At 29.5% G+C, this 11,487-nt stretch carries 12 protein-coding genes; 10 read left to right on the top strand and 2 right to left on the bottom strand.

The genetic code is table 11. The features are described from left to right. Positions 1-14: 14 nt before the first annotated feature. Genes HMPREF0391_RS08960 through HMPREF0391_RS08950 form a run of 3 tightly spaced genes read left to right on the top strand, consistent with a single transcriptional unit; the run spans position 15 to position 2,168 of the window. Positions 15-476 (top strand): MarR family winged helix-turn-helix transcriptional regulator, encoded by a 462-nt coding sequence (locus tag HMPREF0391_RS08960; RefSeq protein ID WP_002836783.1) that lies wholly within the window; start codon positions 15-17, stop codon positions 474-476. After that, positions 473-1,018 (top strand): glutathione peroxidase, encoded by a 546-nt coding sequence (locus HMPREF0391_RS08955; protein WP_002836781.1) that lies wholly within the window; start codon positions 473-475, stop codon positions 1,016-1,018. The genes HMPREF0391_RS08960 and HMPREF0391_RS08955 overlap by 4 nt, the downstream gene beginning before the upstream one ends. 10 nt (positions 1,019-1,028) lie before the next feature. Continuing rightward, positions 1,029-2,168, top strand: a complete 1,140-nt coding sequence (locus HMPREF0391_RS08950) for a cation diffusion facilitator family transporter (RefSeq protein WP_002836780.1) — start codon at positions 1,029-1,031, stop codon at positions 2,166-2,168. Between the two features lie 30 nt (positions 2,169-2,198). Here the strand turns inward: HMPREF0391_RS08950 and HMPREF0391_RS08945 are convergent, their stop codons facing one another. Then, a complete protein-coding gene (locus HMPREF0391_RS08945) occupies positions 2,199-3,392 on the bottom strand; it encodes a S41 family peptidase (protein WP_002836779.1) in 1,194 nt (397 codons plus the stop codon). A gap of 106 nt (positions 3,393-3,498) precedes the next feature. Here HMPREF0391_RS08945 and HMPREF0391_RS08940 point away from each other — a divergent pair, with 106 nt between their 5' ends. Next, complete coding sequence (locus HMPREF0391_RS08940; protein ID WP_002836777.1) at positions 3,499-3,774, top strand: hypothetical protein; 276 nt, start codon at positions 3,499-3,501, stop codon at positions 3,772-3,774. 60 nt (positions 3,775-3,834) lie between these two features. Then, a complete protein-coding gene (locus tag HMPREF0391_RS08935; RefSeq protein WP_002836776.1) occupies positions 3,835-4,326 on the top strand; it encodes a ferritin in 492 nt (163 codons plus the stop codon). Between the two features lie 98 nt (positions 4,327-4,424). Here the strand turns inward: HMPREF0391_RS08935 and HMPREF0391_RS08930 are convergent, their stop codons facing one another. Further along, on the bottom strand, positions 4,425-6,314 hold the full coding sequence (locus tag HMPREF0391_RS08930) for a sensor histidine kinase (RefSeq protein WP_002836774.1): 1,890 nt from the start codon (positions 6,312-6,314) through the stop codon (positions 4,425-4,427). Positions 6,315-6,599: 285 nt separating this feature from the next. Between HMPREF0391_RS08930 and kdpF the strand changes: the two genes are divergently transcribed. From kdpF to kdpC, 5 genes are read left to right on the top strand one after another with little or no spacing between them, the layout of a single operon-like run. Beyond that, positions 6,600-6,677: a K(+)-transporting ATPase subunit F gene (gene kdpF / locus HMPREF0391_RS09740; protein ID WP_080545264.1), complete on the top strand. Its 78-nt coding sequence runs from the start codon at positions 6,600-6,602 to the stop codon at positions 6,675-6,677. 22 nt (positions 6,678-6,699) lie between these two features. Continuing rightward, positions 6,700-7,002, top strand: coding sequence for a tetratricopeptide repeat protein (locus HMPREF0391_RS08925; RefSeq protein ID WP_002836773.1), 303 nt, complete (start codon positions 6,700-6,702; stop codon positions 7,000-7,002). 26 nt (positions 7,003-7,028) lie between these two features. Next, complete coding sequence (locus HMPREF0391_RS08920) at positions 7,029-8,765, top strand: potassium-transporting ATPase subunit KdpA (RefSeq protein WP_002836772.1); 1,737 nt, start codon at positions 7,029-7,031, stop codon at positions 8,763-8,765. Between the two features lie 8 nt (positions 8,766-8,773). Next, on the top strand, positions 8,774-10,831 hold the full coding sequence (gene kdpB, locus HMPREF0391_RS08915) for a potassium-transporting ATPase subunit KdpB (RefSeq protein ID WP_035109614.1): 2,058 nt from the start codon (positions 8,774-8,776) through the stop codon (positions 10,829-10,831). 12 nt (positions 10,832-10,843) lie between these two features. Continuing rightward, entirely contained in the window at positions 10,844-11,446 is a 603-nt protein-coding gene (kdpC, locus tag HMPREF0391_RS08910; protein WP_002836770.1) for a potassium-transporting ATPase subunit KdpC, read from the top strand. The last annotated feature ends 41 nt before the right edge of the window (positions 11,447-11,487 follow it).

Genomic DNA, 11,487 nt, shown 5'->3' with positions numbered 1-11,487 from the left:
AATCGGAGGAGTTTATGGATCAAGATTACAAAACCTATATGAAGTTGGAAAATCAACTTTGTTTTAAACTTTATGCAGCTTCTAGAATGGTGACAAGTACCTACACGCAATTTTTGAAACCTTTAGGACTAACTTACACTCAATACATTGTGTTCTTAGTTCTGTGGGAAAAAGATGGAATTACCGTGGGACAATTGTGTGAAAAGTTATATTTGGATAACGGTACTATCACGCCTATTATTAAAAAGATGCAATCGCAAGGTTATCTTGAAAGAGTTCGTAGCTCAAATGACGATAGAATTGTAATAATTTATCTAACAGATGAAGGGAAAAAATTACAAGAAAAAGTAAAAGATATTCCGAAATTAATGAATGGGTGCTTAGAATTATCAGATGAGAAAAAAGTTCAATTATATGATTTGCTACAAGATTTTTTGAATAGCAATGATAGCAAAAAAAATAGGAGACAACTATGAAAAATGTATATGATTTTCATGTCAAAGATATGGATGGAAACGATGTAAGCTTAGAAAAATACAAAGGTAAAATATTACTGATAGTTAATACTGCTACTGGTTGTGGATTTACGCCTCATTACGAACCTTTGGAAGAAATGTATAAATTATTTAAGAATAAAGGTTTTGAAATTTTGGATTTTCCTTGTAATCAATTTGCAAATCAAGCTCCTGAAAGTAATGAAGACATTCAAAAATTCTGCACAATGAAATTCGGAACAGAATTTCCTCAATTCGATAAGATCGATGTAAACGGAGAAAATGCCGATCCGTTATTTTCTTATTTAGCTACAGAAAAACCGTTTAAAGGGTTTGGTAAAGGAATAAAAAACCTTGCACTTGATAAATTTGCTAAGTTAAACAATAACAAATTTGGAGACAAAGCTTATATAAAATGGAATTTTACAAAATTTTTAATCGATAGACAAGGAAATGTTATAGAAAGATTCGAACCTACTGTAGATATGGATATAGTAAAACAAAAAGTTCAAAGTGTCCTTTAGGAGTTTGATTATGTACGAAAATCAAAATTTAACAGCAAACAATTCTAGGCGAGAAAAGATTATTATTAAAACAAGTATTTTAGGAATTCTTACCAATGTATTTCTAGCAATTTTCAAGGCTATAATTGGTTACATTACAAATTCTATTGCTGTAATTTTGGATGCTATCAACAACATTTCAGATGCGTTATCATCTGTTGTTACTATTGCTGGAGCAAAGTTAGCTTCTAAAGCACCAGACAAGAAGCATCCAATGGGCTATGGAAGGATTGAATATTTGAGTTCAATGATTGTGGCAGCAATTGTTTTGTATGCTGGTATTACTTCATTGGTTGAATCAATAAAGAAAATAATTCATCCACAAAAAGCTGAATACAGTATTATTTCAATTGTTATCATCGCAGTAGCGGTAGTAGTGAAATTTATACTCGGGAAATACGTTAAGAGACAAGGTGAAAAAGTTGACTCTGGAGCATTAATTGCTTCTGGTGCAGATTCTATTTTCGATTCAATTCTATCATTATCCGTATTCATTTCGGCAATAATTTATATGATTTGGAGTATTTCGCTTGAAGCATATGTTGGGGTACTACTTTCTGGATTTATCATAAAAGCCGGTATTGAAATGATGATGGAAACTATCAATCATATAATTGGTCAAAGACAAGATAAAGAGATTTCAAATAAAATAAAAGATCTAATTAATGAAGAAAAACAGGTAATAGGAACTTATGATTTGATACTTTTTAATTATGGTCCCGATAAATACTACGCTACAGTTCATTTAGAACTTCCTGACACAATGTCTGTAGCTGAAGTAGATCAATTAACAAGAAGACTTCAATTGAAAGTTTACAAAAAAATGGAAATTATTTTAATTGGAGTAGGGGTATATTCCTACAACACAAAAGACGATGAAGCTTCTAGAATTAGAAATGACGTTCAAAAGCTTGTATTATCACATGATTGGGCATTACAGTTACATGGATTTTATATTGATATTGAACAAAAAAACATGAGGTTTGATGTAATTGTAAGTTTTGAAAAAGATTTTAAAGATGCAGTTGAAATTATAACTGATGAAGTGCAACAAAAGTATCCTGATTACAAAATACTTATGATTCCAGATATAGATATTACAGATGTTTAAAAGAAAAACGACTAATATTAGTCGTTTTTCTTAATTTATTCTAGATAATAATAATTTTACGATTTCGCTGTTATCATCTAATTTTATAGCTGGTATAGTTCCAACTTCTTCATTAGTTGTGCCATCTTCATTAAGACCTTGTCCAAGTGGATACTCCACGATTAATCCTGTGTTAGGAAGTGACTTGTAAGTGTGAACTATATTCAGACCATTTCCAGAAGTTGTTTCTCCTACAGTAGTTGCAAACTTCGTTCTGTTGGCTATTTGACACACGAAATCAGCACTGTTTCTGGTATTTTTGTTTTGTAATAAATACACATCGCATTTTTGTTCTTCTGATTTTTTTATTGCTAGTTTAAAATTAGTAATGTATTTTATACTTTTTTGATTATCGTTTATTTTGATGTTCGCCACATTTTCTGTAGTTTTAAAGCTGATACCATTTCTATCTAGAATGTTTTTTGAGATAATAGGTTGAGTTTTATTTGCGACATTAAACTCAACATTTATGTCTGATTTTAGTAGAGGTTTGATTATCACATTAATCGCATAATCTAAATTATCGGAATCATTATCTCTCAAATCTATTATGATTTTATTTTTCTTTTTATTAGTTTTCAAGATACTGCTGAAAATTTGAGCATCTTGTTGAATGTTTACAGAATCAAAGTCTGATACTTTTACATACAATGCATCTTTGTAATTGTCGATAGAATATGCTCTGAAAGTTTTTTCAGGAATTTCTTCAGTCAAATTAGAATATCTCTTCATTGATAAATTATTTAATATTTGATTGTGATTATCTTGTTGTAGAATTTCACTAAAAGTGTGTTTATCCGCTATTCTAACATTTGAATCATAGAGCTTTTTCAAAATATCATTGTACAAATCAACTACTTCTTGTGTCGACATTTCGTCTTTCTTCTTGCCTGATTCCAATTTTATTTTAGACTTAAAGTTGGGTTTTAAAGATAAAAAGTCGATATCTTTGTATTTTTTTGTTTGTGGTAAATTCATATATGAACTTTCAATTTGATTACATAACTCATCAAAATCTCTGAGTATGTATTTTTTGGGAATCATTTGACTGTACTCAGCTGGTCTAGAATTTATGTATTTGTAACCGAAAAAGCCAAAGATAAGTAATAAAACCAATAAAAATATTTTATTCGCAATTTTATTTCTTTTTCTTTGTTTATTCGCTCTATTATGTGATGTTTTCATTTCTCACCTCTTTTTAATCAGTATAATATAAAAAAAAGAAAGGGTCAATTGAATAAAATAGTAGAAATTGGGTATATAAATATAGAAAGAGAAAAAGAGGTTAGTTATGAATAATGTTTTACTGATAAATAGAATAATTCCTACAATTGATGACGATAGAATTTGCAACATTACTTTTGTAATTGCAGACATGCATTTACAAGAAGTTCACGATAAAATAATTAAAGTTATTGACTCATCAGAATATATGGATTTAAATAACACCGAAATAAATTACAATGGGTTTACTACCAAACAAAAGGCAAAATTGATTCCTGAAATCATGAAGGTATTGGTGGAAAATAATTTGAAAGTTTATGGTGTTTATGATTTGTATTCTTAAATTTATGGTAAAATGATTAACTAACAGTCACATAAATTAAATTATAAGGAGTATGATAAAATGAACAGAGAAGAATTATTAAAAAAAATTGACGAACAATTAGTTTTTGAATTACAATCAGGCTATGAATACAAACAAATGGCTTCTGAATTCAATGATATGGATTGGGATGGATTTGAACACTTCATGGAAAAGCAAGCTCATGAAGAATATGAACACGCTGAATACTTCAGACATTGGTTACAAGAAGTTGGATATAAGATTGAATATAAAACAATTGAAGCTCCAAAAGCTGACTACGATAAAGATGTATTAAGCATTTTTAAAGCGGCTTTAGAACACGAAAAAGAAGTTACAAGAAGAATCAGAGAATTATTTGATGCAGCTCATGAAATCAAATTCTATGAAGTATACACTCTTCTACAAAAATTCATTGACGAACAAATCGAAGAAGAAGCTACTTTTGATAATATCATAGCAAAACTTGAAAGAACTGAAAACAGTAATGCTGGTCTTGCAATATTAGATCACGAAATGGCACAAAGACAATAATTCTAGCAAATTAGTATAAAAGTCCCCGTAGGTTAATATTTTTTAACTTATGGGGACTTTGTTTTTTATTGAATCAAATATTTCTATTGTATTATTGCTCAATGTTCTATGGAGTCCATTGCTAATGCAACTTCGTTTAACATAGCTAAAAGAAGAGATTTATCTCTTAAAGAAATATTTTTTTTACTATATGACATGTCGATTCCGACTACACCATATACGTAATTTCCTTTTCTAATAGCAAAGTAGAGCCCTTTAGCACTAGAGAGCGTATTTGTAGTAGCTCCTGCACTTTCGTTGTTCAAATAAACCCACTGAGCTACAGTTTTTTCTGCTTCTGAAACATATGTGTTATTTGCGCTTTCATTATTTTCGGGATTATAAATTTTGGGAGCTTTAAGTTCATTATCCTTTATAGGATAAAAAACTATAACTCTATTCAATAATTTATAAAGATGATAACAAGTTTGATACATTATTTTATCGTAATTATTTGCTGACTGTAAACTTTGACTAATTTTAAATAAAATCTCAAAGTTATGAGACTGTTCAATAGCTAATAAATTTTCTTTTTTTAATTTGTTTTGCATTAAGCATATTATAAATGACACAATGCTCATAATTAAAAATATCATAAAATATTCTTTAGAGTTAATTATAAAGGAAAAGTAAGGCTCTAAAAAGAAATAATCAATTATCAGGATATTAATTATTGACGAAATTACATTATAAATTGGATGTTTCGTTGTAAATCCAACAATACATGTTGATAAAATGTAAACCAATACAATATTTGTTGTACTAAAATCAAGTTCAAAGAAGAAAAAAGACAACAGTGTTGATACTAGAATAATAGAAAAAGTAGTCAAAAAGTCTTCTATATCAAATTGAAACGGATTTTCAAGGTTTAGCTTTACTTTCTTAGGTTCTTGATTTGCATCTGGGATTATAAATATATCAAGTGTTGGATTTGTTTTTGTAATTGAATCAATGATTGTTGATTTTCTCAATAAAGATACTTTTTGAAGGGATCTTCCTAAAACTAATTTTGAAATACCGCTGACTTTTGCGTATTGACTTATCTGAAAAGCTACGTCATCTCCATATGTTGAAACTAGATTTGCTTTTAAATGTTTTGCAAGATTTATGTTAGCTTGTAAATCGTATTTTTCTTTTTGAGATAAAAACTTAGAATTTGATGTTTCAACAAATAATGCACTAAATTCTGCATGAAAAGACTTAGCCATTCTATAAGCAGTTCTAATTACTTTTTGATTTGTGGGTGAAGGGCTAATGCAGACTAAAATGTGTTCTTTTAAAAAAGGTCTATTTTTTTCATCAGTGTATAAATTTATACGATCAGCACATCTTCTCAGAGTTATTTCTCTCAACGAAACCAGATTACCCTTTGTAAAAAAGTTAGCAAGTGCTTTTTGTGATTGCATCGCATTGTATATTTTTCCGCTTTTTAATCGCTGGAGCAACTGTTCAACTTCAATATCGATAATTTTTATATTATCAGCGTTATCAAAAATATAATCAGGAATACGTTCATTTATCTTTATTCTCGTTATTGATTCGATGATATCATGAAGACTTTCTAAATGCTGAACATTTAATGTAGTATATACGTCGATGCCTGCTTTCAGCAACTCCTCTATATCTTGGTATCTTTTTTTATGCCTAGAAGTTGGAGCATTAGTGTGTGCTAATTCATCAACCAATACAATTTGAGGCTTTCTTTTAATAGTAGAATCTATATCTAATTCATAAAAAACATGATTTTTGTATGTGATTTTTTTGTTTTCTACTCTCTGCAAACCATTTATTAAATCAAGCGTATCTTTTCTGTCGTGAGGTTCGATATATCCAATTACAACATCTGCTCCATCCAAGTCTTTTTCATGTGCATATTTTAGCATACTGTAAGTTTTTCCTACGCCAGCACAATAGCCAAAGAATATGGTTAATTTTCCTTTTTTATCCATAAAATCATCTCCTAGAAAACTCTATCAGATATAGTTTACTATAAATACAATCGAATTTTTGCTTTAGCTTAAATTTTAATGCGATTTTAATATTGCAGTGGCTTTTTTTAAAACCATTTTAAGGTCTATGATGATATACTCATTTTACAGTTTAATAAATAGGAGGCGCTATATATGAAAGATATCATTATGATAGTAATTTTACTTTTATCATTTTTGATGTTGAAATATTTTGTATATATGATAGATCGTATTATAAATAAGAAATAAAATAGGGAGGATTTTATGATATTTATATCAATATTAATATTAGGAATTATTTGTTATCTTTTTTATGCTTTAATTAATCCTGAAAAATTTTAGGGTTTTAAATTGGAGGTAAATTATGGAAGGAATAAAAAATGAAAAAGATTGTATGTATGAATTTAGTTTAATAATAAAACACAAAGTTGATTTAGGAAAATACGATGAATGCTTAGAGTTAATTTACAAAAAAATGGCTGAGTTTCCTCATGATCCAGTACCACATAATTTATTGGGAATATTGATGGAGATTAAAGGCAATCATCTTTTAGCAATGAAACACTTAAGAGCTGCTTGGGCTCTAGATCCTAGTTACACACCTGCTAGTATTAATTTAGACAATATGGGTTCAAATGGATCGAGAAAATTATATGTGTTTTCATAAGATTTTTAATTTAAGAAGGAGAAATTATGTTTCAAATATTGATAACATTACTGATATTTTTAATTATTATATTTCCGATTGGAAATTATTTGTATAAGATAACTGTTAATAAACAAACTTGTTTGGATTCTATCTTTGACAGATTTGATTCATTAATTTTTAAAGTATTAAAAATAGATAAAAATGATATGGATTGGAAACAATATGCAAAAACTTTATTGTTAGTTAATGCATGTTTGGTATTTGTTGGATACCTAGTACTAAGAGTTCAATCATTTAATTTATTTAATCCAAATAAAATACAGGCAATGGAAGAATCATTAAGTTTTAATACTATTATATCTTTTATGACTAATACTAATTTACAACATTATTCTGGGGAATCTGGTTTATCCTATTTTTCTCAAATGTTTGTAATTACAATGATGATGTTTACTTCAGCAGCTACAGGATATGCTGCATGTGTTGCAATGATAAGAGGTATTTTAGGTAAAAAAATGGGTAATTTTTATGTTGACTTTATTAAAATAATAACTAGATTTTTATTACCAGCCTCGATTATAGTAGGAATAATATTAGTATCACAAGGAGTTCCTCAAAATCTAAATAGTAATATGATAGTAAGTACAATTGAAGGGAAAAACCAACAAATTGCATCTGGACCAGTGGCGGCATTGGAATCAATTAAACATTTGGGGACAAACGGAGGAGGTTTTTTTGGAGCGAACTCTTCAACACCTTTTGAAAATCCAAATATCATTTCAAATATAATCGAATTACTATCTATGATGATATTGCCAGCATCGTGTATCTTTATTTTTGGTAAAATGGCTTATGATAATTCAAAAGAAAAATCCACAAACAATGATGATCACAAAAGTATAAAATCAATTAATAGAAAGCATATATTAATTGGTACAGAAGGAAGAACTGTATTTGTAGCGATGTCGATATTGTTTTTAATAGGATTGGGAATTTGTTATTTCACTGAAAGTCACGGAATTAATGGAGCCACACTTTCAGGAATTTCACAAAATCTTGGAAATATGGAAGGAAAAGAAATGCGTTTTGGTATCTCTCAATCTACTTTATTTACCACCGTAACAACTTCTTTTACAACAGGTACAGTAAATAATATGCATGATACACTTACACCTCTAGGGGGAATGGTTCCTCTTATTAATATGATGATGAATGTAGTATTCGGAGGTGCTGGAGTCGGACTAATGAATATGTTAATATATGCCATTTTGGCGGTTTTCATTTGTGGACTAATGATAGGAAAAACTCCGGAATACTTGGGTAAAAAAATAGAAGGAAACGAGATGAAATTAGCTGCCTTATCAATAATAATACATCCTTTATTAATTTTAGGGTTTTCAGCTTTAGCTGTTAGTGTTAATGGAGGAGTACAAGGAATAACTAATCCTGGATTTCATGGGTTGAGCCAAGTGCTTTATGAATTTTCTTCCTCAGCGGCAAATAATGGTTCAGGGTTTGAAGGCTTATCAGATAATAATCTTTTTTGGAACATAACTTGCGGATTAGTAATGTTTTTGGGGAGATATTTATCCATAATAATTCAGCTAGCTATAGCTGGTAGTTTATCTAAAAAAGTTAATGTTAACGAAACTATAGGAACATTAAAAACTGATAATCTTACTTTCTCAATAATTATAGTCATTGTTGTTTATATATTTTCTGCATTAACTTTCTTGCCGGTTCTTGCATTAGGACCAATAGCAGAGTGGTTGACCTTATAGGAGGAGTTATGAGTAAAAATAAAAAAACAAAATTTGTGACAAACGATATATTAAAATCATCCATAAAAGGAGCTTTTTTAAAACTAAATCCAAAATATATGGTAAAAAATCCGGTAATGTTCGTCGTTGAAATAGGATTTTTCATATGTTTATTACTTGCTTTCTTTCCGGGACTATTTGATGATAGAAGTAGAAATTCTAACATTTATAATGGCTTAGTGTCTGTTATTTTATTTATAACATTAGTTTTTGCTAATTTTGCAGAATCTGTTGCAGAAGGTAGAGGTAAAGCTCAAGCAGAAAGCCTTAAGAAAACAAAAAAAGATACGAAAGCAAGATGTATATTGGAAAATGGCGAAGAAATAGAAAAATCAAGTAATGAGTTAAAAAAAGGAGATATTGTTTTAGTAAAGTCAGGCGAAATAATTCCTAATGACGGCGAAATAATAGAAGGAATTGCAAGCATAGATGAATCCGCTATTACTGGTGAATCTGCTCCTGTTACAAAGGAAAGTGGGGGAGATTTCTGTTCAGTTACAGGTGGAACTTTGGTAGTTTCTGACTGGATAAAAGTGAAAATTACTTCTGAACCAGGAGAGTCTTTCTTGGATAAGATGATATCTCTTGTAGAAGGAGCATCAAGACAAAAAACTCCTAATGAAATAGCACTTAACACTCTGCTAGTTTCTCTAACTATAATTTTTATTATTGTAATAATAACTCTATATCCAATAGCTGTTTATGCTAATGTTAAAGTATCAGTATCAACTTTAATTGCTTTATTAGTCTGCTTGATACCTACAACTATAGGGGCACTATTGAGCGCTATAGGAATTGCTGGAATGGATCGTGTAACTAGATTCAATATAATAGCAATGTCAGGAAAAGCTGTTGAATCATGCGGAGATGTTGACACAATGATTTTGGATAAAACAGGAACTATAACTTTTGGAAATAGGCTGGCTAGTGATTTTATAAATTTAGATGGCATCCATAAGTCAGATCTTATTGATTACTCTTGTATTGCATCTCTAAAAGATGATACACCTGAAGGTAAATCAACAGTAGAATTGGCAAGAAAATTAGGATCAAAAGTTATTTTTGATGACTACAATGATGCATCATTTGTGGAATTTACAGCGTCAAGTAAGATGAGTGGTGTAGATCTAAAAAATGGAACTTCAATTCGAAAAGGTTCAGGAGATGCCATAATTAAATTAATAAGAGATAAAGGGGGAAAAATTCCAGGGGATTTAGAAACAAAAATTAGTGGCATATCTAAATTGGGTGGAACCCCATTGGTTGTTTGTGTTGATAATGTAATCTACGGCATTATCTATTTAAAAGACACTGTAAAACCAGGTTTAAGGGAAAGATTTGAACGATTAAGAAAAATAGGTATTAAAACTATAATGTGTACTGGAGACAATCCATTAACAGCTGCGACAATAGCGGCAGAAGCTGGCGTCGATGGGTATATTGCAGAATGTAAACCTGAAGATAAGATAGAAGCTATAAAAAAAGAACAATCGCTAGGTAAGATTGTAGCAATGACGGGAGATGGCACAAATGATGCTCCAGCATTGGCTCAAGCAGATGTTGGGATAGCAATGAATAGTGGAACAACTTCTGCAAAAGAAGCTGCTAATATGGTAGATTTGGATTCAAATCCAACAAAAATTTTGGAAGTTATAGAAATAGGAAAGCAATTACTGATAACTAGAGGATCATTAACGACATTTTCTATTTCAAATGATATAGCCAAATATTTTGCAATAATACCAGCGATTTTTACAGTAGCAATTCCAAAAATGAAAGTATTAAATATTATGTCATTGAGTACACCATCAAGTGCAATTATATCAGCATTGATATTTAATGCCATAATTATTCCTTGTTTAATACCTTTAGCCATGAGAGGGGTAAAATATGAACCTATGTCAGCATCAAAAATGTTAGGTAAGAATATGCTTATATATGGTTTAGGAGGAATAATTTGTCCGTTCATTGGAATAAAAATAATAGATATTTTGGTTAGCCCATTGTTAACTTTACTTGGGGTTTAAAAGGAGAAATTAATGAAGTTTTTGAAAAAAATTAAAAAAGCTTTTATTGTATCGTTATTTATGTTTGTTTTGTGTGGAGTTATTTATCCTTTCTTTCTTACAGGAATAAGTCAACTCATTTTTTCCAAACAAGCTAATGGAAGTTTAGTAAGTTACAATAATAAAGTTGTAGGCTCAAAGTTAATAGGTCAAGAATTTACAGATCCTAGGTTATTTCATTGTAGACCATCTGCAGTTAATTATAATGTATTTACAGGAAATAAACATGAAGCAATATCTTCTGGTAGTGAAAATTTAGCTGTAAGTAACCCAGAATTAAAGCAAAGAATTAGCCAAGATATTAATAAATTATTACTTGAAAATCCATCAATAAAAAAATCTGATATTCCAGAAGATATAATAACACAATCAGCATCTGGTCTAGATCCACATATATCTATAAAAGCTGCAAATATTCAAGTTGACAGAATAGAAAAAAACACTGGATTATCTAAAAAAGTTATTGAAGAATTAATTAAAAAGAATACTAACTATAAACTATTTGGTATTTTTGGAGAAAACACAGTGAATGTACTTGAACTAAATATTGACTTGATTAAAGAGTTGAAAAAATAATTATAGGTATATGATATAAAACTAGGTCCCACATATAGAAA

Origin of the sequence: Finegoldia magna ATCC 53516 (assembly GCF_000159695.1) — a bacterium.
GTDB lineage: Bacteria > Bacillota > Clostridia > Tissierellales > Peptoniphilaceae > Finegoldia > Finegoldia magna_F.
This window is presented reverse-complemented; position numbering and strand designations above follow the sequence as displayed.

What these genes read in the sequence shown, in the direction of transcription:
- HMPREF0391_RS08960 (WP_002836783.1), top strand. Translation starts at nt 15, where the DNA reads ATGGATCAAGATTACAAAACCTATATGAAGTTGGAAAATCAACTTTGT.
- HMPREF0391_RS08955 (WP_002836781.1), top strand. Translation starts at nt 473, where the DNA reads ATGAAAAATGTATATGATTTTCATGTCAAAGATATGGATGGAAACGAT.
- HMPREF0391_RS08950 (WP_002836780.1), top strand. Translation starts at nt 1,029, where the DNA reads ATGTACGAAAATCAAAATTTAACAGCAAACAATTCTAGGCGAGAAAAG.
- HMPREF0391_RS08945 (WP_002836779.1), bottom strand. Translation starts at nt 3,392, where the DNA reads ATGAAAACATCACATAATAGAGCGAATAAACAAAGAAAAAGAAATAAA.
- HMPREF0391_RS08940 (WP_002836777.1), top strand. Translation starts at nt 3,499, where the DNA reads ATGAATAATGTTTTACTGATAAATAGAATAATTCCTACAATTGATGAC.
- HMPREF0391_RS08935 (WP_002836776.1), top strand. Translation starts at nt 3,835, where the DNA reads ATGAACAGAGAAGAATTATTAAAAAAAATTGACGAACAATTAGTTTTT.
- HMPREF0391_RS08930 (WP_002836774.1), bottom strand. Translation starts at nt 6,314, where the DNA reads ATGGATAAAAAAGGAAAATTAACCATATTCTTTGGCTATTGTGCTGGC.
- kdpF (WP_080545264.1), top strand. Translation starts at nt 6,600, where the DNA reads ATGATATTTATATCAATATTAATATTAGGAATTATTTGTTATCTTTTT.
- HMPREF0391_RS08925 (WP_002836773.1), top strand. Translation starts at nt 6,700, where the DNA reads ATGGAAGGAATAAAAAATGAAAAAGATTGTATGTATGAATTTAGTTTA.
- HMPREF0391_RS08920 (WP_002836772.1), top strand. Translation starts at nt 7,029, where the DNA reads ATGTTTCAAATATTGATAACATTACTGATATTTTTAATTATTATATTT.
- kdpB (WP_035109614.1), top strand. Translation starts at nt 8,774, where the DNA reads ATGAGTAAAAATAAAAAAACAAAATTTGTGACAAACGATATATTAAAA.
- kdpC (WP_002836770.1), top strand. Translation starts at nt 10,844, where the DNA reads ATGAAGTTTTTGAAAAAAATTAAAAAAGCTTTTATTGTATCGTTATTT.